Source organism: Streptomyces formicae (assembly GCF_002556545.1).
Lineage (GTDB): Bacteria > Actinomycetota > Actinomycetes > Streptomycetales > Streptomycetaceae > Streptomyces > Streptomyces formicae_A.
In genome coordinates this window covers 332,876-354,546 of sequence record NZ_CP022685.1, presented here as the reverse complement: position 1 = coordinate 354,546, position 21,671 = coordinate 332,876, and the positions used below count along the sequence as shown (strand labels likewise).

General features: G+C 71.6%; 18 protein-coding genes. 7 read left to right on the top strand and 11 right to left on the bottom strand.

Features of this window, described 5'->3' with window-relative positions; translation table 11 throughout:
• Nucleotides 1-13: 13 nt before the first annotated feature.
• Nucleotides 14-1,321, bottom strand: coding sequence for an MFS transporter (locus KY5_RS01460; RefSeq protein ID WP_098240438.1), 1,308 nt, complete (start codon nucleotides 1,319-1,321; stop codon nucleotides 14-16).
• A gap of 165 nt (nucleotides 1,322-1,486) precedes the next feature.
• Between KY5_RS01460 and KY5_RS01455 the strand changes: the two genes are divergently transcribed.
• Complete coding sequence (locus KY5_RS01455; protein ID WP_159072454.1) at nucleotides 1,487-2,371, top strand: EamA family transporter; 885 nt, start codon at nucleotides 1,487-1,489, stop codon at nucleotides 2,369-2,371.
• Here KY5_RS01455 and KY5_RS01450 read toward each other — a convergent pair.
• From KY5_RS01450 to KY5_RS01435, 4 genes are all read right to left on the bottom strand, one after another.
• On the bottom strand, nucleotides 2,343-3,395 hold the full coding sequence (locus KY5_RS01450) for a bile acid:sodium symporter family protein (protein WP_098240436.1): 1,053 nt from the start codon (nucleotides 3,393-3,395) through the stop codon (nucleotides 2,343-2,345). The two genes, KY5_RS01455 and KY5_RS01450, sit on opposite strands and share 29 nt — an antisense overlap.
• Nucleotides 3,396-3,451: 56 nt before the next feature.
• A complete protein-coding gene (locus KY5_RS01445; protein ID WP_098240435.1) occupies nucleotides 3,452-4,657 on the bottom strand; it encodes an MFS transporter in 1,206 nt (401 codons plus the stop codon).
• Nucleotides 4,658-4,796: 139 nt separating this feature from the next.
• On the bottom strand, nucleotides 4,797-5,273 hold the full coding sequence (locus tag KY5_RS01440; protein WP_098240434.1) for a VOC family protein: 477 nt from the start codon (nucleotides 5,271-5,273) through the stop codon (nucleotides 4,797-4,799).
• An 81-nt stretch (nucleotides 5,274-5,354) separates the two neighbouring features.
• Nucleotides 5,355-6,137 (bottom strand): arylamine N-acetyltransferase family protein, encoded by a 783-nt coding sequence (locus KY5_RS01435; protein WP_098240433.1) that lies wholly within the window; start codon nucleotides 6,135-6,137, stop codon nucleotides 5,355-5,357.
• Nucleotides 6,138-6,475: 338 nt separating this feature from the next.
• On the opposite strand from KY5_RS01435, the gene KY5_RS01430 reads away from it, so the two are divergent.
• Together KY5_RS01430 and KY5_RS01425 are read left to right on the top strand one after the other, a co-directional pair.
• Entirely contained in the window at nucleotides 6,476-7,633 is a 1,158-nt protein-coding gene (locus KY5_RS01430; protein ID WP_098240432.1) for an epoxide hydrolase family protein, read from the top strand.
• A gap of 348 nt (nucleotides 7,634-7,981) precedes the next feature.
• The gene (locus KY5_RS01425) at nucleotides 7,982-10,198 is read left to right on the top strand and encodes an MMPL family transporter (protein WP_098240431.1); all 2,217 of its coding nucleotides are present in this window, start codon (nucleotides 7,982-7,984) and stop codon (nucleotides 10,196-10,198) included.
• A gap of 107 nt (nucleotides 10,199-10,305) precedes the next feature.
• On the opposite strand, the gene KY5_RS01420 is transcribed toward KY5_RS01425, so the two are convergent.
• Nucleotides 10,306-10,737 (bottom strand): winged helix-turn-helix transcriptional regulator, encoded by a 432-nt coding sequence (locus KY5_RS01420; protein WP_098240430.1) that lies wholly within the window; start codon nucleotides 10,735-10,737, stop codon nucleotides 10,306-10,308.
• Nucleotides 10,738-10,847: 110 nt separating this feature from the next.
• Between KY5_RS01420 and KY5_RS01415 the strand changes: the two genes are divergently transcribed.
• On the top strand, nucleotides 10,848-11,663 hold the full coding sequence (locus KY5_RS01415) for an NAD(P)H-binding protein (protein WP_098240429.1): 816 nt from the start codon (nucleotides 10,848-10,850) through the stop codon (nucleotides 11,661-11,663).
• On the opposite strand, the gene KY5_RS01410 is transcribed toward KY5_RS01415, so the two are convergent.
• On the bottom strand, nucleotides 11,647-14,724 hold the full coding sequence (locus tag KY5_RS01410) for an NACHT domain-containing protein (RefSeq protein WP_098240428.1): 3,078 nt from the start codon (nucleotides 14,722-14,724) through the stop codon (nucleotides 11,647-11,649). The two genes, KY5_RS01415 and KY5_RS01410, sit on opposite strands and share 17 nt — an antisense overlap.
• Nucleotides 14,725-14,787: 63 nt before the next feature.
• Entirely contained in the window at nucleotides 14,788-15,780 is a 993-nt protein-coding gene (locus KY5_RS01405; RefSeq protein ID WP_098240427.1) for a DUF3048 domain-containing protein, read from the bottom strand.
• Between the two features lie 246 nt (nucleotides 15,781-16,026).
• Here KY5_RS01405 and KY5_RS01400 point away from each other — a divergent pair, with 246 nt between their 5' ends.
• The 3 genes from KY5_RS01400 (at nucleotide 16,027) to KY5_RS01390 (ending at nucleotide 19,008) form a co-directional block, all read left to right on the top strand.
• Nucleotides 16,027-16,551: a YceI family protein gene (locus tag KY5_RS01400; RefSeq protein ID WP_098240426.1), complete on the top strand. Its 525-nt coding sequence runs from the start codon at nucleotides 16,027-16,029 to the stop codon at nucleotides 16,549-16,551.
• A gap of 68 nt (nucleotides 16,552-16,619) precedes the next feature.
• Complete coding sequence (locus KY5_RS01395) at nucleotides 16,620-17,402, top strand: PTS sugar transporter subunit IIA (protein WP_098247003.1); 783 nt, start codon at nucleotides 16,620-16,622, stop codon at nucleotides 17,400-17,402.
• 25 nt (nucleotides 17,403-17,427) lie between these two features.
• Nucleotides 17,428-19,008 carry a PTS ascorbate transporter subunit IIC gene (locus KY5_RS01390; RefSeq protein ID WP_098240425.1) on the top strand — a complete coding sequence of 527 codons (1,581 nt, stop codon included), beginning with the start codon at nucleotides 17,428-17,430 and terminating at the stop codon, nucleotides 19,006-19,008.
• A gap of 15 nt (nucleotides 19,009-19,023) precedes the next feature.
• On the opposite strand, the gene KY5_RS01385 is transcribed toward KY5_RS01390, so the two are convergent.
• The 3 genes from KY5_RS01385 to KY5_RS01375 form a co-directional block, all read right to left on the bottom strand.
• Nucleotides 19,024-19,764: a class I SAM-dependent DNA methyltransferase gene (locus KY5_RS01385; RefSeq protein WP_098240424.1), complete on the bottom strand. Its 741-nt coding sequence runs from the start codon at nucleotides 19,762-19,764 to the stop codon at nucleotides 19,024-19,026.
• 55 nt (nucleotides 19,765-19,819) lie between these two features.
• Nucleotides 19,820-20,692, bottom strand: a complete 873-nt coding sequence (locus tag KY5_RS01380) for an endo alpha-1,4 polygalactosaminidase (protein ID WP_234362572.1) — start codon at nucleotides 20,690-20,692, stop codon at nucleotides 19,820-19,822.
• Nucleotides 20,693-20,760: 68 nt separating this feature from the next.
• Nucleotides 20,761-21,636, bottom strand: a complete 876-nt coding sequence (locus tag KY5_RS01375) for an SGNH/GDSL hydrolase family protein (protein ID WP_098247001.1) — start codon at nucleotides 21,634-21,636, stop codon at nucleotides 20,761-20,763.
• Nucleotides 21,637-21,671: the final 35 nt, after the last annotated feature.

The window sequence follows — 21,671 nt, the reverse complement described above, 5'->3', positions numbered from 1 at the left end:
TGACGCGGCGGTCCTACGGCTTTTCGGCCACGGTCTCGGTTTCGGCCTCGGGCCTGGATTCGGGCTCGGGCGCGCTGAGCGGAATGTCGCGCATGCCCCGCAAGGGCGAGAAGAACAGCCAAAGACCCGCGCAGCAACCGCCGATGACGGCGATCCACAACGTGGTCTGGACGCCGAATGCGGTGGCGAGCCCGCCGCCGACGAGTCCGCCGACCGGCAGGGTGCCCCAGGTGATCCAGCGTGCGGCGGCGCTGACCCGGCCGAGCAGCTCGGGCGGGCAGGCGGCCTGCCGGTAACTGGTCAGCGAGATGCCCGCGACGGTGGAGGAGAAGGTCCACGAGATCCAGCCGAAGCCGAACAGGAGCACCCACCAGCCGGATCCGGCCATCGGGATCAGCAGGCCGGGCAGCGAGAGGACGGTCATCGAGATCCAGCTGATCCGCGCCGAGCCGAACCGCCGGGCGAGGTGCCGTGCCGCCACACCGCCCGCGACGCCGCCGACGGCCCCCAGCGCGAGGAGCAGGCCGACCAGGCCGGGGCGCAGGTCGAGCGTGCGGATCAGGAAGACCGGGCCCAGGGTCTCCACGATGATGACGAAGAAGTTGGCGGTGCCGTTGAAGGCCACCGAGTTGCGCAGGATGCGGTCGCGCAGGACGTAGTCGAGCCCTTCACGGATCTGCGACCGCATCGTGGGGCGCGGCCCGGGATCGGCCTTGCGGCGCGGCTCGGGGGTACGGATCGCCGACAGGGCGCTCGCCGACAGGGCGAAGGAGACCGCGTCGGCCGCCATCGCCCCCGCGGCACCGACCAGCGTCACCAGGCCCGCGCCCGAACTGGGTCCCGCGACCTGGGCGACCGACCGGGAGGCGGCGATCTTGCCGTTGCCGTCGAGGAGTTGGCTGTGTTCGAGGACCGCGGGCAGATAGGCCTGGTAGGCGACCGCGAAGAAGACCGAGAGCACGCTGGAGACCAGCGCGACGGCGTAGAGGTGGACGAGTGTCAGGGAGTCGAGTACGTGGGCCAGGGGCACCGAGCCGATCACCAGGAACAGTCCGATGTCGCACCAGATCATCAGCCGCCGCTTGGCGACCCGGTCCACGATGGCTCCGGCCGGCAGGGCGACCAGGAGGTACGCGCTCGTCTCCGCGGCCGCCAACAGGCCGACCTGGAACGGGGTGGCATCCAGCAACACGACCGCGACCAACGGCAGGGCGAGAACGGTGATCTGCGTCCCCATCTCGCTGACCGTCTGCCCGCTCCATAAGAGCAGGAATTCGCGATTGTGCCAGATCGAGGAATGCTTTCTACTGTCGTCGACCATCCGTCAGATAGTGTCATCAGCCCCAACACATGTCCATGCCATCCTCAGCCGCAGGCGTCACCGAATTCCCCTTTGCGGAGGCCGCGACTCGCAGGTTCGGAACAACGAGACGGACGTGACTATGTGTGCGGTCGGGCGTGTCTTTGTGCGCGGGCGGGCGTGACGGTGGGCGCCACCGATTTCAGCGAGCGCGCCACGCCCGTCCGGGGCAGGGCGAGTGCCCTGGCCCTCCTGCTCGGTGCCGACGTGGCGGTGCAGTTCGGGTCGGCGGCCGCCGCCCTGCTGATACCGAGCGTGGGCGTCTGGGGCGTACTCGTCCTGCGCCTCACCGTCTCCGCGGTGCTGCTGCTCGCGATCTGCCGTCCGAGCCCGCGGGGTCACACCGCCGAGGACTGGGCGGTGGCGGGCCTGCTCGGTCTGACCCTGTGCGCCTGGAACAGCTGCTTCTACCTCGCGATCCTGCGCATGCCGCTGGGGCCCACCGTCACGCTGGAGCTGCTCGGTCCGCTGACGCTCACGCTGCTCGGCTCCCGGCGCGCCGCCGACCCGCTGTGGGCGCTGCTGGCCCTCGTGGGCGTGTTCCTGCTCGGCAAGGACGGTTTCAGCGGCCTGGAGCCCGCGGGGGTGGCCTTCGCACTGGCCGCCGCCGCGCTGTGGGCCTGCTACATCCAGCTCAGCGCGCGGACCGGCGCGCGCTTCGAGCGGCTCGACGGCCTCGCGGTCGCGATGACGGTCGCCGCCACGGCGAGCGTTCCCGTGGGCCTGTCGTTCGGGCACGTGACCCTGCCGGAACTCGGGGACGTCTGGCTCGTCCTCGCCGTGGCCGTGCTGTCCTCGGTCGTGCCCACCGCGTCGGAACTCGTCGCCCTGCGCACGATCGGGCCCGCCGTCTTCGCCGTCCTGATGAGCCTCGCGCCTCCCGCGGCGGCGCTCGCCGGACTCCTCGTCCTCGGCCAGTCGTTGACCCTCCTCCAATGGCTGGCCATGGTGCTCGTGGTCATCGCGTGCGGCGGCGCCTTGCTCACTCCCGGACCGGGGCGACGCCGGTGACGGCGGGCGGGATCCGCGGCGGGCGTCCCGCCGTCCCCGCCACCACCTTCTGGAGCAGGCTGTAGGCGAGGATCGGCAGCAGCACCGCGGCGCGGTGCGAGAACGAACCGGCGGCCAGGACCGCCGCCGCGCTGCTGTTGTTCATGCCGGTGGCGAAGGTGAGGGAGATCCCGTCGGGCCGGTCGCACCGCGTCCAGCGGGACAGCCACCGACCGCAGACGAAGGTCAGACAGCACACCGCGCCGGACAGGGCGACCGCCGCCACGAGCAGGTCGGGGTCGGGGTGGGCGAGCGCCTGCCCCAGCGCGCCCGCGGCGTTGATGTAGCAGAGCGACAGGATGTTGACCAGGTTGACGGCCTTGATGGTGGGCAGGGTCCTGCGGACCCGCTCCTCGCTGAGGACGGTCCGCACGGCGATGCCGACCAGGCAGGGCAGCACCACGGACACCAGCGCGAACAGCCCCGCCCCGGTCCTGGCGATGGTGTCGACCGTGGTGGTGTCGTCCAGGGCGCCCGCGCCGTAGGGGCCCACGAGTTGGCCCGCGAGGCGCATGCCGAGGGGGACGGTGAGCGGACTGAGCAGCGTGGAGCCGATCACCATCGCGACGACCAGCGGGACGTTGCCCCCGGCGTTCTGTCCCCAGGAGACCGCGCCGCCCGCGATCGGCATCGCGAGGACCAGCATGAGCCCGATCACGAGACCTTCCGTCTCCGCCGGGTCGGGCCAGCCCCGCAGGGCCAGGGCGACACAGGGGAGCAGGACCAGCGGCAGGAGCGCGTTGGCGGTGATGCCGAGGGTCAGCCGCCAGGGCTGGGACAGGACGACGCGCAGATCGGCGACGCGCACCCCCAGACCGGCGTTGAACAGCATGACCGCCAACAGCACCATGGGCAGCGTCAGTTCGGCCGTACCCACCGGGATCCGCAGCGTCAGCGCGCGAAGCGCCTCGCCGGGAGCGGGGAAGACGCCCGCCAGGACGTAGCAGCCGAGCATCAGCGCCAGGAGCCAACGCTGCACGGTCATGATTACCTTCGTCACACAGCGGAGCCTATCGATCACCCTTCGCTGTGTCGCTCTCCTCAGACTCGGACGCCGGTTCGCACCCTGTCACTCCGCCCGCGGCCCGGGGCCGCCCCGGCCCGCTCCGCCCACCGCACCGCGGGCCCCATGGCCAGCGAGGCGGCCAGGAAGACGGCCCCGAGCAGCAGCCAGCCCGGCACGCCCCACACCAGCAGGAGCCAGCTGAGGAGCAGCGGGCCGAGCGTGCGGGCGAGCGGTACGCCCGTGCCGAAGAAGCCCTGGTACTGGCCGACTTGATGGGCGGGAGCCAGCGCGAAGCCGATCTGCCACGAGCCCGCGGACTGCTGCGTCTCGGCGACGACCTGCAGCACCGCGCCCGCGACCAGGACCGACGCGGCCGCCCACGGCGAGAGCCCGGCCGCAGAGAGCGCGAAGACCGCGCAGGAGGCGCACATGACGAGACCGGAGCGGCGCACGGCGCGGGTGGCCGTGCGCAGCCCGGTGACGCCGCGGGCCACCCGGACCTGAAAGGCCATCACCGCAAGGGTGTTGAGGACGAACAGCGCGGACACCAGCCACCCCGGTGCGTGGGTGCGCTCCACGACCCACAGCGGAATCGCCAGGCTGAGCAGCGGCATGCGCAGCAGGAGCACCGCGTTGAGGAGAGTGATCACCGCGTACGGGCGGTCACGGAGCACCGCGAGCCGGGGCTCGCCGCCGTCGCGCGCGGCCGGGGACTTCGCCACCGCGGGCAGCCGCAGCAGCACCGCAGCGCAGAGCAGGAAGCTCGCCGCGTCCATCGCGAACACCGCGCGGTACGCCTCCGCGGTGTCGTAACGCAGCGCCAGGCCACCGATCGCCGCGCCGGCCGCGAGACCCGCGTTGAGCGTCGACTGGAGGTGGGCGAGGACCCCCGTACGGGCGGCGGGGGCCACGAGTCCCGCGAGCAGTGCCTGACGGGCCGCGGCGAGACCGCACTGGGCCACGGCGTATCCGACCGAGGCGACGAGGAACAGCGGGAAGGAGCGGATGAAGAGGAACGAGCCGACCGCGACACCGGTGGCGAGCGCGCCGAGCGGCACCCCCGCCACCGAGCCGACCGCCCAGGCCACGGTCAGGCCGAGGCCGATCTGGGTGGGGGAGAGGCCCACGACACGGGTGAAGTACAGCGCCGACGCCACGTAGTACGCGCCGTCGCCGACGGAGTTGCTCAGCTGCGCGGCGGCGAGCACGCGTGGTGCCCCCCGCGGCGGAAGAATACGCATCGACACGACGCTCCCCGGTGTCGGCGGCCGTGTGGCCGCCCCTGGTCCGACGCGTCGACGGTAGGCAGTCGGCACCGGCCGCGACTGGGCCAATCACCAGCCGCGGCCGTGTGCCAATTCGGTCGCTGCGCGCGGCTGCCTACGCGGTGCCGTCGGCGGCGGCCCTGAGCGCCGCCACGTCGAGCTTCTTCATGCCGAACATCGCCTGCATGGCGCGCTGCGCGCGCTGGGGGTCCGGGTCCGAGAGGAGCTCGGGCAGGGCCGCGGGCACGACCTGCCAGGACAGCCCGAACTGGTCCTTCAGCCACCCGCAGGGCCCCTCCTCGCCGCCTTCGGAGAGCTTGCCCCAGTAGTAGTCGACCTCGTCCTGGTCGGCGCAGGCGATCGAGAAGGAGACGGCCTCGTCGAAGGTGAACTCGGGACCGCCGTTGAGCGCCAGGTACGGGTTGCCGTCGAGCTCGAACTCCACCGTCAGGACGGAGCCCGCAGGGCGCGGACTGCCCTCTCCGTAGTACGAGGTGTTCTTGATCTCCGAGTTCGGGAAGACCGAGACGTAGAACTTGGCGGCGTCCTCGGCCTGGGTGTCGAACCAGAGGTTGGGCGTGATCCGGGGCATGACTGACTCCTGTCGTCGGTGCGGCGGTCCTGTCCGCTCTCCTTTAGGACCGTCGCACCGCCCGGAACTCATCGCCACATCTCATCCGGTCTCGCCGAGCGTCGGTTCGCGGTCGAGCCGGACGCCGAAGTGCCGCTCGTAGGCCGCGAGCACCTGTGCCGTGGAGGCCAGCTCGGTGACCTGTCGCTCGCCGTCCACGGTGCGGGTGAGCTTGCGCCCGCTGAGGGTGACGCGGCCGTCGTCGGTGAGCAGCGAGCAGACCAGCGACCGCGTGAAGTGGGAGGCGGGGGAGGTGCGGTGGTACCAGGCGCCGACCCGGAAGTCGGCGAGCTCGCGCGGGCGGGTCTCCAGGACGTACTGCGGCCTGCCGTCCTTGACGACCCGCAGATCGCCCTCCGGGGTGTCGTGGAGCCGGAAGACGCCGCCGGGGTCGCTCTGCTCGCCGCGATCGCCGAAGGCGAGCGGCAGGTGGCTGTGCGTCCCGAAGCCGACGTCCGCAAGCCAGTCGCGGCCGTCGTCGGTGCGCACGCGCAGCGCCATGTGGTCGTAGGGGATGCCGGGCTGCCCCGCGTCGTCGTACACCCGGGCCTGGACGAGCGCGACGTCGAAGCCCAGGGCGCCGAGCAGGGCCCCGAAGGCGCCGTTGAGCTCGTAGCAGAAGCCGCCCCTGCGGGCGTCGACGACCTTCGCCAGGAGCGCCTTCTCGGTGAGGTCGATCTCCTCGCCGATGTGGAGGGAGAGGTTCTCGAAGGGGACGCGGCGCAGATGCGCGAGGTGCAGGTCGCGCAGGGCCTGTGCGGTGGGGGCGGCGGGACGGTCGGCCCCGATGCGCCGCAGATAGGAGTCGATCTGTCCGGAGTGCATGCGACCAGTCTGCTGGGGCGACGGGATCGCGGCGACGGACCGTGGGCGGTCGCGGCCCACGTCATCGGGCCTAGGTCCCGCGTCCGAGCGGTGCCGGTCGCTCGGCGGATTCCGATACTCGGGTGACGCCGGGACACAGGCGTGGATATAGTCGCCGACGACGCGCCGCGCGGCCGATGCCGCTCGGTACGAAGACCTTTCGAGGAGGTGAGCCCGATGCGTGACCAGACCCCCTTCCGGGCCCTCCCGATTGCTGTCCTCGGCTGATCCGCCGCAGCCGTTCAGGAGTGCCCGGGCAGTAAACCCGAGCACTTCCGAACAGAGGATCCGAACCACCCATGAACACCACGCCCTTCAAGGTCTCCGTCTCCGACGACGTCCTGGACGACCTGCGTGCGCGCCTGCGGCGCACCCTCTTCACCAGCGCGTCCGACCCGACGTACTGGGCCGCGGGCACCGACCCCGACCACCTGCGCGACCTCGTCTCCTACTGGGCCGACGGCTTCGACTGGCGCGCCGCCGAGGACCTGCTCAACGGCTTCGAGCACCACATCGCCGACGTCGCGGGCACCCGCGTGCACTTCGTCCACGTACGCGGCGTACGTCCCGAGGGGGCGCCCGCGCCGCTGCCGCTGGTCCTGAGCCACGGCTGGCCCAGCAGCTACGTCGAGATGCTGCCCGTCGCCCGGCTGCTCGCCGACCCGGCCGGCCACGGCGGCGACCCCGCCGACGCCTTCGACGTGGTCGTCCCCTCGCTGCCCGGATTCCTCCACTCCGGGCTGCCGGAGGGGCCGTTCACCCGCGAGCACGTCGCCGGGATCTGGCACGAGCTGATGACCGAGAACCTCGGCTACCGGCGTTTCGGCGCCTTCGGCGGGGACATCGGGGGAGGTGTGACGCAGTGGCTCGGCGCGCTGTACCCCGGGCAGGTCGCCGGTGTGCACATCACCTCCGCGGTGGTCTCCGCCGACTTCGAGGCGGCGCCGCCGACCGCCGAGGAGCGGGCCTACCTCGACCACCTCGACGCGTACGACGCCGAGGACCAGGGCTACAGCGAGATCATGTGCACCCGGCCCGACACGATCGCCGCGGCGCTGCGGGACTCCCCTGCGGGCCTGCTCGCCTGGATCAGCGACAAGTACCGCGACTGGAGCGACTGCGGCGGCGACCTGGAGGCCCGCTGGGACCGGGACACCCTCCTGACCGTCGCCACGCTCTACTGGGCCACCGGCAGCATCGGCTCGTCCTTCCGGCAGTACTACGACTACGTACGGCACAACCGTCCCGTGCCGCCCGTGACCGTACCGGGCGCCGTCACCCTCAGCCATGAACCGGCCTTCGCGCACTACCCGAAGAGCCTGGCCGAGCGGGTCCTGACCGATCTGCGGCACTGGAGCACGCCGCGCAACGGCGGTCACTTCATGGCGCACGAGGAGCCCGAGCAGGTCGCGCGCGAACTGCGCGCGTTCTTCCGGCCGTTGCGGTCCGAGGACTGACCTCTCAGGGCTGCCCCCGGCGGCGGCCCCTCCCGCGGCCCCCGACCGGGCCGCGGGAGGGCGGGCGGTGAAGGGGATCCAAAGATTCCGCACTCATGACGACGAAACTGTTGACACGTGCCTGCACCTTGTGGCCTAGACGGGGTGATCCGCTCTCCTCCCGGAGGATGACACCCCGCGCGGCGCAGTACAGCGACCGTGGGCCAAGACTCCGGCTCGCAGGCTGACTTCCCGTCCCGCATCGGCAGTGACTATTGAGGGGAATCCTGCTGGACCTCCTGACGTGCACCGTTCGCACAGCCGGGAGGTCGCCCCTGCCTGCTCAACCCGACGGGAGTCCCTTTCGCCGTGGCTACGTTCCTGTACAAACTAGGCCGCCTCGCCTTCCGGCGACGCCGCTATGTGGCGCTGCTCTGGATAGCGCTGCTCGTCGGTGCGGGTGTCGCCGCCTCGGCCGCTCCCGCACCGCCCGCCGACACCTTCTCGATGCCCGGCACGGAGTCCCAGAAGGCCTTCGACGTCCTGGAGAAGCGCTTCCCCGACGCCAGCGCCGAAGGCGCGAGCGCCCGCGTGGTCATACGGGCCCCCGAGGGCGAGAAGATCACCTCGGCCAAGTCCAAGACCGAGGTCGAGAAGATGATCTCGACCATCGGCAAGGGGTCGCAGGTCGCGGGGGTCGACGACCCGTACAAGGCGAAGACCGTCAGCAAGGACGGCACCACCGCCTACGCCTCGGTCACCTACAAGGTGCCCGCCACCGAGCTCACCGACAAGTCGCACGACGCGCTGACGAAGGCCACCGACACGACCCGTGACGCGGGCCTGACGGTCGAGACCGGCGGCGACGCGGTGATGACCGAGCAGGAGATGGGCGGCAGCGCCGAACTCATCGGCATCGCCATCTCCGCGGTCGTCCTCATCGTGACCTTCGGCTCGCTGGTCGCCGCGGGCATGCCGCTGCTCACCGCCATCATCGGCGTCGGCATCGGCATCTCCGCCATCGGCGCCCTCGGCAGTGTCCTGAACCTCTCCAGCACGACGTCGACCCTCGCGATGATGATCGGCCTCGCCGTCGGCATCGACTACGCCCTCTTCATCGTCTCGCGCTACCGCGCGGAGATCGCCGAGGGACGCGAACCGGAGGAAGCGGCGGGCCGGGCCACCGGAACCGCGGGCTCCGCCGTGGTGTTCGCCGGTCTCACCGTCGTCGTCGCGCTCTCCGGCCTCGCGGTCGTCAACATCCCGATCCTCACGAAGATGGGCCTCGCCGCGGCGGGCACCGTCGTGATCGCCGTCCTCATCGCGCTCACCATGATCCCCGCGCTGCTCGGCTTCGCGGGCCGCAAGGTGCTGCGCCGCAAGGACCGCAAGAAGTCCGCCTCCGAGCTCAACGACCCGAACGCCAAGCCCAAGCTCGGCACTCGCTGGTCCCGCTTCGTGCTGCGCCACCCGCTGGCCGTCCTGCTCGTCGCCGTGGTCGGCCTCGGCGCCGTGGCCGTCCCTGCCGCCAGCCTGGAGCTCGGCCTGCCCGACGAGGGCACCTCCGCGCCGGACACCACCCAGCGCAAGGCGTACGACATGCTGTCCGAGTCCTTCGGCGCGGGCTTCAACGGCCCCCTGATGGTCACCGTCAGCAAGGACGCCGACGTGGCGGCCGCGGCCAAGACCGTCGGCGACTCGCTCGCCAAGGTCGACGGCGTCGCCGCCGTCACGCCCGCCCAGCCCAACAAGGCGGGCGACACCGCGATCCTGAACGTCATCCCGGAGACCGGGCCGAGCGACCACAAGACCGAGGAACTGGTCAAGTCGCTCCGTTCGACCGCCGACGGCATCGGGACCGACACGGGATCCGAGGTCCTCGTCACCGGCCAGACCGCGATGACGATCGACTTCTCGCAGACCCTGAACGACGCGCTCCTGCCGTACCTCGGCCTGGTCGTCGGCCTGGCGTTCCTGCTCCTGATGCTGGTCTTCCGCTCGATCCTCGTGCCGCTCAAGGCCGCGCTCGGCTTCCTGCTCTCGGTGGCCGCCGCGCTCGGCGCCGTCGTCGCGGTCTTCCAGTGGGGCTGGCTCGCGGACATCGTGGGCGTCGACCAGCCTGGGCCGATCATGAGCATGATGCCGATCTTCATGATCGGCGTGGTGTTCGGTCTCGCGATGGACTACGAGGTCTTCCTCGTCACGCGGATGCGTGAGGCGTACGTCCACGGGGCGAGCCCCGAGGAGTCGGTCGTCACCGGCTTCACGCACGGCGGCCGGGTCGTGGCCGCGGCCGCGATCATCATGATGAGCGTCTTCTCCGGCTTCATCATGGAGAACGACGACATGATCAAGATGATGGGCTTCGGTCTCGCCATCGCCGTCCTCTTCGATGCCTTCGTGGTCCGCATGGCGATCGTGCCCGCGGTGCTCGCCCTGCTCGGCCGGTCCGCCTGGTGGCTGCCGCGCTGGCTGAACAAGATCCTGCCGAACGTCGACGTGGAGGGCGAGAAGCTCCACAAGGACCTCGGCGACGACATGACGCCCGGTGCCCAGCGGGAACGGGAGTTGGAGAGCGTGCGCTGACGCGCCGTCGGCCCCTGAGCGTCGAGTGATCGTCGAGCGGGCCGGGCGGGACACCCTTCGGGGCGGTCCCGCTCGGCCCGCTCGGCCGTTTCCAGGCCCGCTGGCGGCTATGGCGCTGATACGTCCTGGGTCTCGTCGTAGGAGGCGCGGGCGGCCGTGATGGCGGGCCGGTGCGCGATCGACCAGTCGGCAAGGGCCTTCACCAGATGCGTGAGGCTGTGCCCCATCTCGGTGAGCTCGTACTCGACCTGCGGCGGAATCGTCGGGTACACCGTGCGCTTCACCAGGCCGTCCCGCTCCAGGCGGCGCACGGTGAGGGTGAGCATCCGCTGCGATATGCCGCCGTGGATCCTGCGCTGCAGCTCCTTGAACCGCAGGACGCCCGAGGCGAGTTCGACCACCACGTACACCGACCACTTGTCGCCGAGCCGGTCGAGGACGTCCCTGACCCCGCACTCGTCCTGCGGCGTCTCACAACTGATCACCGGCTCGTCGGCCGCCGCGCCGACGGTGGTTACCGCGGTGTGCCCTGCTGACATGAAAGTGCCTCCTTATGCGGCCGGGCGCCGCCGATCATGATGGTTCCGAAGCCGCCGCCCGATCCGCGGGGCCGCCACAGCGCAACCATCCACCACGGGGGAACCTTCCCATGCTCATGATCACCGGTGCCACGGGCGCCCTCGGCAAGCTCGTCACCGCCCGCGTCGCCGACCGCGACGACGTCGTCCTCGGCACCCGCAACCCGGCGCCCGGCGAGCGCCGCATCGACTTCGACGACCCGGCGTCCCTGGGCTTCACCGGCGTCGACACGCTCCTGATGATCTCCGCGGGGGCCGCCGAGGACGACACCGTCATCGCCCGCCACGAGGCCGCGATATCCGCAGCGGAGAAGGCGGGGGTGCGCCACCTCGTCTACACCAGCCTCAGCGGTGACGGCGACCACCTGACGTACGCCCTGGCGCACCGCTGGACCGAACGCCGGCTGCGCGCCTCCGCGCTGCGCTGGACCGTGCTGCGCAACGGCCTGTACGCCGAGTTCCTGGCCGCGATCGCCGCGCCGGGCCCCGACGGGACGATCGCGGCGCCGCTGGGCACGGGCCGCCTCGCCGCGGTGGCCCGCGAGGACCTCGCGGAGGTCGCGGTGCGCGTGGCGACGGCGCCGGACGCACACGCGGGCCGCACCTACGAGCTCGTCGGCGAACAGGCCCTTGGCGGCGCCGACCTTGCGGCCGCGACCGGCGGCTCGTACGAACCGGGCAGCCTCGGCGAGACCCGCGCCGCGATCGCCGGGGCGGGCCAGGCGCTGCCCTTCCAGGTGCCGATGCTGCTCAGCACGTACTCGGCGATCGCCGGGGGGTTCCTGGACGGCACGTCCGTCGGGGGCAACGACCTGCGGGAGCTGCTCGGCCGTGAGCCGCGGTCTGCGGTGGAGGTGTACGCGCGGGCCGTCAGCGGTCGCCGGTGAGGCGCTCATAGAGGTCGGGAGAGCGGGACTCGATGTGCTGGAGGATCAGGTCCCCGAACTCGGTACCCGCCTGGTAGGACAACCCGACGATGACGTTGACGGCTTCCTCCAGGCTGAAGCGGGGCAGGTCGCGGTCGAGCAGGTCGAGCAGCAGCGAACCGAGGCGCTGGGCGACCGGGCCGTTCCGTTCGAGGACCTTGAAGGCCATGCCGACCCGGCGGTACAGCTCCGCGAGGTCCTCCGTGGACGTCCCCTCTCCGTCGTCCAGCCACAGCCGCAGCAGATCGTGTGCGGCGGACGTGGCCTTGTGGCTTCCGCCGCCGTTGAACAGGGTGACCAGCGGCCCCAGGTGCTCGAAGAGCGGACGCAGCGCCTGGAGCGCCGACCCGTCGTTCGTCCCGGACGAGATATCCATCTTGTGCCATATCTCCTCCCAGTAAGGGCGGTGCCAGAAGACCTCGTTCTCCTCCCGCGGGATGCGGTAGAGCCAGTGGCCGTCCACCAGCTCGGGAGCGGTCAGCTCGCCGTCCCTGAGCGTGATCTCCACGTCGCGCCGCCGATCGTCCCTCGTGTGCCGCACCGTCAGCGGCAGCGCGAAGTCCGTCCACTGCGACTCCTCGAACGACGACCGCCACAGCAGCGCGTACCGGTGCCAGGCGCTGCCCGGATCCTTCCAAGCTGGGAACAGCGTGCCGGCCGTCGTACCGCCGGTGAGCAGCAGGGCCAGGACCACCAGGTTCGCGCTGTAGATCCCGTGCCGGGAGGCGGTGCGGATCCGCCGGGGAAGGTACGTCGGGTGCGGCTGCTCGGCGCGGAGTTCCCGCTCGCCGAGTACCCGGACGACGAGCTCGGCCAGGCGGCGGCGCTCGTCCGCGGGGAGCTGCCCGACGCGGGCCCGGGCGAAGCGGAGCAACTGCCGGGAGGAGAGCGGCGCGAAGGACAACAAGGTGAACAGCAGATCGTCGTTGACCGGTTCGCTGCCCATGGAGAGCACCGGCCGGTGGCCGAGGAGCCGGGTCACGAGCTGCACGGTCAGCCGGACCGTCAGGTACTCACCGAACGTGGCGTGCAGGAACTCGTAGGTGGAGAGCCGCTGTCCGTCGCGGATCGACTGCGCGCGCTGGACGAAGAAGAAGCGCCCCAGGGCGACTTCGGCCTGCCCCAGCGGGGCGCGGAACCCGTGCTGCCGGGTCGGAGCGCGTCCGACGAGCGCCGCCAGATCGTCGTCGAGTTCGGCGGTCGAGACCCACTGGCGTCGCCGGTTGTGCAGGGCGAAGGCGACCAACGAGAGCCGCTCCAGCTCGTGTTCGACGCGCTCGTCCAGCTGGGCGGCCGAGGCCGTGTCCCTGGTGTCCTTGCCCACCTCGCGGCGGGCGAACGAGCTGAGGAGCGCCTCGTAGATGTCGGCCTCGTCCAGCGGGCGTTCGTCGGCGCCGCGCAGGTCGTTCCCCGCCGCGTGGTACAGCGCGAGCATCGTGAGGAGGAGAGGCTGCTCGGCCAGGTACCGGTGCGGCTCGAGCTCGTCCCAGGTGAGCGATGACAGACCCATGGCCGCGAAGTTCAGGGAGTTGGCCAGGTTCCAGTAGCGCAGCCACGCCTGTATCTGCACAGGACGGAAGGGTTCGAGGCGCAGCGCCACCGTGCCCTCCGGGTAGCGGGCCCGGTCGGCGACGGCGGTACGGCTCGTGACGACCGCGAGGACCGGCCGCCCCTGCTCCCGCTCCCGTTCCTGGAACCGGGCCACCCGGACCAGGAAGTCGTTCTGGTGCACCCCCGTGGTCTGCAGCAGTTCGTCGAAGCCGTCGAGCAGGACGACCGGCATCGCCGTGCCCGCGGACCGCACCACGTCCGGCCACGTGGTCTGCTCCCCGGTGGTGTCACGGATGGCCTGTTCGATCTGGTCCTGGATCTCGTCGTCCGCGCGTACGTCGCGCAGCGCGACCCGCACCGGCAGGAATCCGGCGGCCGGAAGGCGGGCCGCGAGAATGCGGATGAGCACCGACTTGCCCGCTCCCGGCTGCCCGAGCACCAGCAGCGGGGCCGTCGTGAATCCCTCCGAGGTCAGCGCCCCGGCCAGATAGTCCGTGAGGTCCTGGCGCACCGGGGTCCCCGCCCACCACTCCTCGTTCGCCGGGCCGCCCTGCCCGTCCACGGCGCGCACGCGGAAGTCCGGGTCCAGATACACCTCGGCCAGCGTGGGGACCCGTATCCCCTCAGGGGTGGATTCGGCGTCCAGGACACGACGGGTCAGCGCCGAACGGTGGGCCCGGGACAGGGCGTCGGCGATGTTCACCGGCTGGCGGCGCAGCGCGGCGGACGCGGCGAGGTGCGCCTCGAGCCCGGTGAGGGCGCGGCGCATCTCGGCGCGGGTGGCCTGGTGCTCCACCTGCTCGGACCAGAAGCGGAATTCGGGTGCTTCGGTGGCGAGCCGTGCGTACAGGGCTTCGTACCGCTCGACGGCGCCCCGGGGGACCGCCTCGCGCACGGTGTCCGCCGCAGCCAGGCGAGCGGCGGCGTCCAACTGGTGCCACACGGCGAGTCCTTGCAGGAAGTCGTGCGTGCGGTACGCCAGGTACCGGTACCAGTCGCCGAGTTCGGCGATGTGGTGTTCGTAGGGGAGGTGGGGCGCCGGGCGCGGCGCGTCCACCTGGATCATGGTGGGCACGAATCCCTCGTCGGCGGGGAGCCGATCGCCCGCCAGGGTGAGCTGCTCCCGGCGGGTCAGCTCCAAGTCGCCCAGGGATACGGGGAGTTCCGCCTGCTCCAGGGCCTCGAAGAAGGCGAGCACGACGATGACGGTGTGCGCCGCCTCCAGGACGTGGGCCCGGTCGGCCCGTCCTTCGGCGCGCCCCAGGCGTTCGCCGAGGCCACGGGCGGCCGTGCGGCCGAGGCCGAGGATCCGCCCGCGTTCGCCGAGCATGGTGAGCAACTCGCCGCTCAGGCCGCCGGTCGCCAGATTGAGCGCTCCGCCGAGCACCCGGTCAAGGGCCGCCATGGTGGGCGGATCCCCGCCGAGCAGCACCAACGCGTCTCCGAACGACAGCAGTCTGCGCGGTCCCACAGCAGCCCCCCTGGCTGTGCCACTTCCAGCACGTGCCAGCGTGCCACGAGGAGGGCGCCGGAGTCAGTGCCGGTCCGCGTACACCATCCAGACCTGCCCGGGCGCGAACGGCATCCGGCGGCCGTTGGCGAGGGTGAAGGACGTGCCCCCGGTGGCCGCCGACCGCTTCCAGTGCGTGGCGTACCGCTTGCCGTCGCGCAGCACCAGCGCCTTGCCGCTGCCGACCGTCTCGATGTACGGCGTCACCGCGCCGTTGACGTCCTTGTAGCGCGAGGGGCGCATGGTGACGTACTGGATCACGATGGTCCTGGCCCCGAGCCTGGTCCCCGACGTGCTGCGGGCGGGGGCGCCGTCGAAGGACGCGAGCCAGCGGCCCTGCCGGGGCGACCAGCGGAAGGAGTGGCTGGCCGACGCGTATCTGACGGTGCGCCGCGCGGTGGGGGTGCCGCCCTTGGGGGCGGGGCCGAAGCGGAAGCCGATGTCGGTGGGGCGCGAGGCCCGGGGCGCCGTGCGCAGCAGTGCGGCGGGGCGCAGGAAGAGGTTGTGCGGGGCGATCCGGTAGCCGTTGCGGAAGTAGGCGCCGGGGGCGCGGCCGTGCGGGCGGGCGTAGAGAGGGGAGTCCCTGAGGACCTTCTGCAGCGAGCTGCGCACGCCCGAGTAGGCGAGGGCGGGGTGGCCGAACTGCCGGAGCAGCTCGATGTCGGACTCGCGCGCGCTGCGCACGGGACCGACGGTCTTGGGCAGCTTGCTGGAGTACACGCCCATCAGACGGCTCATGCCGCCCTCGACCTTCTCCACATAGACGATGTCCGCCTTGTCGAGGCCGGTGTGCGGGCGGGCCCCGCGCGCATTGTCGAACTTCACCGCGAGGACCCGGCCCTGAGGTGCCGTCAGGCCGGTGAAGGGGGAGGTGGCGCGGAGCGGCGGGGCGTCGCCCGGCGCGGGCGCGTTCGCGTGGGAAGGGGCACCCACGGCGAGCGAGGCCGTGGCGGCCAGCGCGAGCACCGTCGCGCGGAGCCGGGTGCTGCGGGCGGCCCGCCTTGTCGTTGCTGCCATCGCGGCGTCTCCATTCGTGTCCGTACGGCCCCGGGGGAACCTGTCGTCGCCGCGGTGCGGCAGGCGCAGTACTACCTCGCGAAGACCCCCGGCCAATCACCACTGGGGCCATCCAACCGGCGCGCGTCACTCTTTCCGGGGGCGACGGCGTGTGGCCCCTCGCCCGGGCGCGATGACATTTGTCCCGGCCAGGAGCGGACATGCGGATCTGTCGGCGGCCGTCGGCGCGAGCCCAGGATGGAGCGCATGGACACACCGAAGACAGGGCCGCTGAGCGCGCCCGAGCCCGGTACGTACGTCATCGACGCGCAGGCATCGGCGGTGCGCTTCCGCACCCGCTCGGTCCTCGGCCTGGTCCCGGTGCGCGGCACCTTCGCCGTCGCACGGGGCGCCGTCACCGTCGCCGACGCGGCCGAGGAGTCGACCGTGGACGTCGCGATCCGCGCGGACACCTTCGACACGGGGCTCGCGCGGCGCGACGAGCACGTCAGGTCCGCCGACTACCTCGATACGGCGACGCACCCCGAGATCGACTTTCGCGGCCACCGGGTCAGGTACGCGGGGCAGCAGGCCGTGCTGGAAGGTGAGCTGACGGTCCGTGGCGTCACCGGGCCCGTCGCGGTCAGCGTCGACGCGATCACGGTCGACGGACGACGGCTCGCCGTCCGGGGCACGGCGACCGTCGACCGGTACGCGTTCGGCCTCACCAAGGCCAAGGGCATGACGGGCCGCCGTCTCCGCGTCGAGCTGGACGTCCACGCGGTCCGCTGAAGGGCACGCGGGCCCCCGAACGGCGCCCCGGACGTGCCGAGCGGCGCGCGTCCGCGAGAATCATGGTCATGGCAGCGCTGAGCGAACTCCTCCCCGTGGCGGCCGTGACCGTCGACGCCCCTGCGGCCGACTGGCGCGAGGCCGTGCGGCGCGCCGGTGACCTGATGGTCGCGACGGGCGCCGCCACGGACGCGTACACCGCCGAGATGATCGAGAACGTCGAGCAGAACGGGCCCTACATCGTCATCGCGCCCGGACTCGCCTTCGCGCACGCCAGACCCTCGCCCGCCGTCCTGCGGACCGGCATGTCGTGGGTGCGCCTCGCACGGCCCGTCGCGTTCGGACACGAGAGCAACGACCCCGTCGAACTGGTCGTCGGCCTCGCCGCGAAGGACGCGTCCGAACACACGGCGGCGATGGGCGCGCTCGCCAGGCTGCTCGCCGACCAGGACACGGCACGCGCGCTGCGCGAGGCACCCACCGCGCAGGCGGTGCACGCCATCCTGAGGGGTGGTCAGGAGGCCGGGGCCCCGGCGCAGGCGGCGGCGCGCGGCGGTGGCGGCGAGCTGCACAAGATCCTGACGGTGTGCGGCAACGGTGTCGGTACCAGCCTCTTCCTCAAACAGACCGTTGAAGGCGTCCTGGACCACTGGGGCTGGGGCAGATACGTCACCGTCGAGGCCACCGACACCATCTCCGCCAAGGGCAAGGCGAACGAGGCCGTGGCCATCCTCACCTCGCGGGAGATCGCGCGGACGCTCGGTGACGTCGGCGTCCCGGTGAAGGTCGTCGAGGACTTCACCAGCGCGGCGGAGGCCGACCGCGTGCTCAGAGACACCTACGACGTCTGACGGCGCGGGCAAGGAGAACACCACCATGGACTGGCTCGTGTCGATCGCCGAGTTTCTCGTCAACGAGATCCTCAGCCAACCCGCGTACCTCATCGGCCTCATCACCGCCGCGGGGCTCATCGCCCTGAAGAAGTCGGCGGGACAGGTCGTCGGCGGCGCCATCAAGGCGACGCTCGGCTTCCTCCTCATCGGGGCGGGCGCCACGCTCGTCGTCGGCGCCCTCGCCCCGCTCGGCGAGATGATCCAGGGCGCCACCGGGGCGCACGGCGTGATCCCCACCAACGAGGCCATCGTCGGCATCGCACAGGAGCAGTACGGCGCCCGCGTCGCCTGGCTGATGATCCTCGGCTTCGCCATCAGCCTGCTCCTGGCCCGCTTCACACCACTGCGCTACGTCTTCCTGACCGGCCACCACATGCTGTTCATGGCCACCCTGCTGACCATGGTGCTCGCCATCGCGGGCCAGCCCTCGTGGATCGTCGTGGTGGTCGGCGGCGTGCTGCTCGGCATCCTCCTTGTGGCCATGCCCGCCTTCGCGCACCCCTGGACCAAGCGCGTCACCGGCAACGACAGCGTGGCGATCGGCCACTTCGGCACGGCCGGATACATCGCGGCGGGCGCCACCGGACAGCTGGTGGGCCGCCGCAGCCGCAGCACCGAGGAGATGAACCTGCCCGAAGGGCTGCGCTTCCTGCGCGACTCGATGGTCGCGACCGCCCTGTCCATGGTCCTCATCTACCTGATCATGTCGCTCGTCTTCCTCGCCAAGGTCGGCAAGGAAGCGGCGTTCAAGGCGTTCGGCGAGGGCGGCGCCGCGGGCGCGAGCGGCGTCGGCGACTACGTGATGCAGTCCGTGATGCAGGGCCTCCAGTTCGGCATCGCGGTCGCCGTGATCCTCTTCGGAGTTCGGACGATCCTCGGCGAACTGGTCCCCGCCTTCCAGGGCATCGCGCGCAAGCTCGTACCCGGCGCCGTCCCCTCCCTCGACGCCCCGATCGTCTTCCCGTACGCCCAGAACGCCGTCCTCATCGGCTTCATCTCCAGCTTCGTCGGCGGTCTGATCAGCCTCGGACTGCTCGCCTGGGTCTTTCACCCCGCCTTCGGGCTGGCGCTCGTCCTGCCCGGCCTGGTCCCGCACTTCTTCACCGGCGGCGCCGCGGGTGTCTACGGCAACGCGACGGGCGGCCGCCGCGGCGCGGCGCTCGGCGCGTTCGTCAACGGCGTCCTGATCACGTTCCTGCCCGCGCTGCTCCTGAAGGTCCTCGGCGCCTTCGGCGAGGAGAACACCACTTTCGGAGACGCCGACTTCGGCTGGTTCGGCACGCTCATCGGGTACTCCGCCAAGGCGGGCGACGCGGTCGGCATCGTCTTGATGCTGCTGATCGGCGCGGTCATCCTGCTCGGCGCGATCGTCGTGCAGAAACGGGTCGTGGAGACGGGCTGGGACCCGGGTGCCAGGCGCGACGCGCTGCTGGGGCCCGTCGAGACGCTCACCCCGGCCGCCGCGGGCACCGGGGCCGAGGGAGCCCCGGTGACGTACGCGAAGATCGCGCCGCCGCGCGGGGCACCGGCGCCGCCCCCGCCGCCGGACGGCGACAGGGGCTGAGCGCGGGCGGGCGCGTCAGTCGGTCGGCTTCTCCCAGACCGAGACGTGCCCGCCGCTCTCGGCGGTGAAGGGGGCCCGCGACCAGTCCGCCCAGCGGTGGCGCAGCCGCAGTCCGGCGAGACGGGCCATCAGGTCGAGCTCGGCGGGCCACACGTACCGGAAGGGTGTGGAGGAGTGCTCGGCCCGCCCGTCGACGAGCGTGACGAAGTGCGACGTCATCGCCTGCGTGGCGACGTCATAGGTGTCGAACCCCCACTGCGTCGGGCTGATGTGGAACGGCACGGCGGTCTGCCCCGGGGGCAGCTTGCGGAGTTCGGGGATCCCCGTTTCCACCACGAAGGTGCCGCCGGGCAGCAGATGGCCGGCGGCGTTGTGGAAGCAGGCCACCTGGGCGTCCTGCGTCGTCAGGCAGTTGATGGTGTTGAAGACCAGGTAGGCGACGGAGAAGGCGCCCGCCACCCGGGACGTCGCGAAGTCGCCGATCGTCACGCCCACCGCGTCGCCGCCCGGCTTCGCCCGCAGTCTGGCCACCATGGCCCTGGACATGTCGATGCCGTGCACCGGGACCCCGCGTGCGGCCAGCGGCAGCGCGATCCGGCCGGTCCCGACGCCGAATTCGACGGCCTGCCCGTCACCGGCGAGCCCGGCGAGCACATCGACCGCCGGGCCCACCACCTCCGGGCTGAACCGGTGCGCCACGAAGTCCTCGTAGGTGGCCGCGGTGCTCTCTCCGAAGTAACCGTCGTCATCAGCCATCCGGCGACCGTACCGTCCGCTGCCGGGTGGACGCGCCCGAATATCCGGCGGCCGCTCAGCAGTGCCGGTACACGTATCCGTCCTCGCCCTCGGCGCTCACGTCACGGTCGCGCAGGGTGATCGAGAGCTTCTCGCCCCACTTGCGGCAGGCGGCGTCGAAGTCCTTCGTCGTGTACTCGATGTCGAAGACCTTGCCGTCGTACGCCTTCTCGTAGTCCGGGCACTCCTTGTAGTGCGCGCACTCCTCGGTGACGGCGAAGTCGAAGCCGATCGCGTGGTGCTCGCCGATCAGATCGGTGGTGTTCTTCTGCGCGATGGCCAGGCCCTCGGCGTGCGCGCGCTCGGCGAGCAGCCGGGCGAAGGCCGCCGCGTCGTCCTTGGTCAGCAGGTCGTCGGAGCGCTCGTAGGAGTCGAGGTTGTCGGGCTCCACCGCGTCGAATCCCGCCGTGCCGCAGCCCTCGATCCACAGGCCGACGATCTCGGCGAGCGCCGCGCGCTTCTTCTTCGTGGAGATGTCGAGCAGCGGCTCCTGCCAGTCCTCGTCGACGACGGGATCGCCGTCGTCGTCCCGCAGGATCAGGTCGGGGTGCTCGCGCTGCCACCAGCGCGCGGCGTCGGCGCCGGGCTGGGCCTGGAAGGCGTTGACGTAACAGATGTTGTAGTGGCCCGGCACGGGGTCCGCGGTGCGGTCGCGCGAGACGGCGCGCACCTTCGCGGGGGGTGGGTAGGGGCCGCCCAACTGGTAGTCGAAGGGCGCGTTCACGGGCGGTTGCCGGACCGCGCCCGCGGAGGCGCTCGCCTCGTCGGAACCACCGGACCCGTCGGACGAGCACGCGGTGAGCAGGGAGAGGAGCAGCGCGCCGCCGACGCCTGCTCGAAGGGACCGCGCGGAGCGGTTTGTGCGGGTACGCCACTTGATGCCGTTCACGGATCAAGGATCGCAGCCGCACCGGGCGGACCCTTCGGCAGGACCCCGGGCCGGGCCGGTGGCGCGCGTTACGGACGGCCGATGACCTCGGCCGTGCGCGCGGCCATGCCCGCCTCGCCCGCCGCGTTCGGGTGCACGGGCACGAAGTTGGTGCCGAACAGGACGGGCTCGATCCACCGCTGGTCCGCCGGACGGCAGGCGTCGTGCGCGTCGGAGGCCGCCGCCATGTCGACGAAGGTCGCGCCGCTCTCCGCCGCGGCCCGCTCGGCCACGCCGTTCAAGGTGGCCTGGAGGTCGCGGAGATAGGGGACGTCGCCCTGCGCGATCGGCATCTTCAGGAAGCAGCCGGGCACCGCCTTCGCCGGAGTGATCCACGGATAGCCGAGGATCGCGACCTTCGCCTTGGGGGATCTGGCCTTGATCTGGTTGAGCGCCGTCCTGATCGCCGGATAGGTCTTCGTCTCGACCTGGTCCTTGAACGTGTTCCCGTGGACGTCCTTGCAGGGGCTGCCCTGCCCGCCCGTGAGGACGCCCGCGCTGCCGCAGGCGAGGATCGCGTTGATGAACGTGCTGTTGTCGTTGCCGCCGATGGTGAGCGTCACCAGGTCGGTGTCGGCGCTCAGCGCGTCGAACTGCGGGGCGACGCCCGGGTACTGGGACTCGATGAAGTGCTTGGTCTGGGCGCCGCCGCAGGTCACGTCCTTGAGCGTGGCGCCGAGCGAGGCGGCGAGGAGATGCGGGTAGTTCTTCGACGTGCGGGCGCACAGCAGGGGCGCGCCGGGGTCGAGGGGCAGCACGCCCGATCCCGCGCTGTAGCTGTCGCCGAGGGCGACATAGCTCAAGGGCGCCGCCGTGTCGGCGGTGGCAGGTGCCGCGCCGAGGCCGAGAGCGGCCAACGAGGCGGCGGCGACGGCCGCCGCCGCGGTGCGATGCTGTGCGGGCATCCGCATGAGCGTTCTCCTCCGGGCGGGGATCGGAA

Excerpts from the sequence above, each read along its gene's own strand:
- KY5_RS01435 (WP_098240433.1), bottom strand. The coding sequence starts at position 6,137 with ATGCACTCCGGACAGATCGACTCCTATCTGCGGCGCATCGGGGCCGAC.
- KY5_RS01430 (WP_098240432.1), top strand. The coding sequence starts at position 6,476 with ATGAACACCACGCCCTTCAAGGTCTCCGTCTCCGACGACGTCCTGGAC.
- KY5_RS01420 (WP_098240430.1), bottom strand. The coding sequence starts at position 10,737 with ATGTCAGCAGGGCACACCGCGGTAACCACCGTCGGCGCGGCGGCCGAC.
- KY5_RS01395 (WP_098247003.1), top strand. The coding sequence starts at position 16,620 with ATGGCAGCGCTGAGCGAACTCCTCCCCGTGGCGGCCGTGACCGTCGAC.
- KY5_RS01440 (WP_098240434.1), bottom strand. The coding sequence starts at position 5,273 with ATGCCCCGGATCACGCCCAACCTCTGGTTCGACACCCAGGCCGAGGAC.
- KY5_RS01405 (WP_098240427.1), bottom strand. The coding sequence starts at position 15,780 with ATGGCAGCAACGACAAGGCGGGCCGCCCGCAGCACCCGGCTCCGCGCG.
- KY5_RS01460 (WP_098240438.1), bottom strand. The coding sequence starts at position 1,321 with ATGGTCGACGACAGTAGAAAGCATTCCTCGATCTGGCACAATCGCGAA.
- KY5_RS01390 (WP_098240425.1), top strand. The coding sequence starts at position 17,428 with ATGGACTGGCTCGTGTCGATCGCCGAGTTTCTCGTCAACGAGATCCTC.
- KY5_RS01385 (WP_098240424.1), bottom strand. The coding sequence starts at position 19,764 with ATGGCTGATGACGACGGTTACTTCGGAGAGAGCACCGCGGCCACCTAC.
- KY5_RS01445 (WP_098240435.1), bottom strand. The coding sequence starts at position 4,657 with ATGCGTATTCTTCCGCCGCGGGGGGCACCACGCGTGCTCGCCGCCGCG.
- KY5_RS01415 (WP_098240429.1), top strand. The coding sequence starts at position 10,848 with ATGCTCATGATCACCGGTGCCACGGGCGCCCTCGGCAAGCTCGTCACC.
- KY5_RS01375 (WP_098247001.1), bottom strand. The coding sequence starts at position 21,636 with ATGCCCGCACAGCATCGCACCGCGGCGGCGGCCGTCGCCGCCGCCTCG.
- KY5_RS01400 (WP_098240426.1), top strand. The coding sequence starts at position 16,027 with ATGGACACACCGAAGACAGGGCCGCTGAGCGCGCCCGAGCCCGGTACG.
- KY5_RS01450 (WP_098240436.1), bottom strand. The coding sequence starts at position 3,395 with ATGACCGTGCAGCGTTGGCTCCTGGCGCTGATGCTCGGCTGCTACGTC.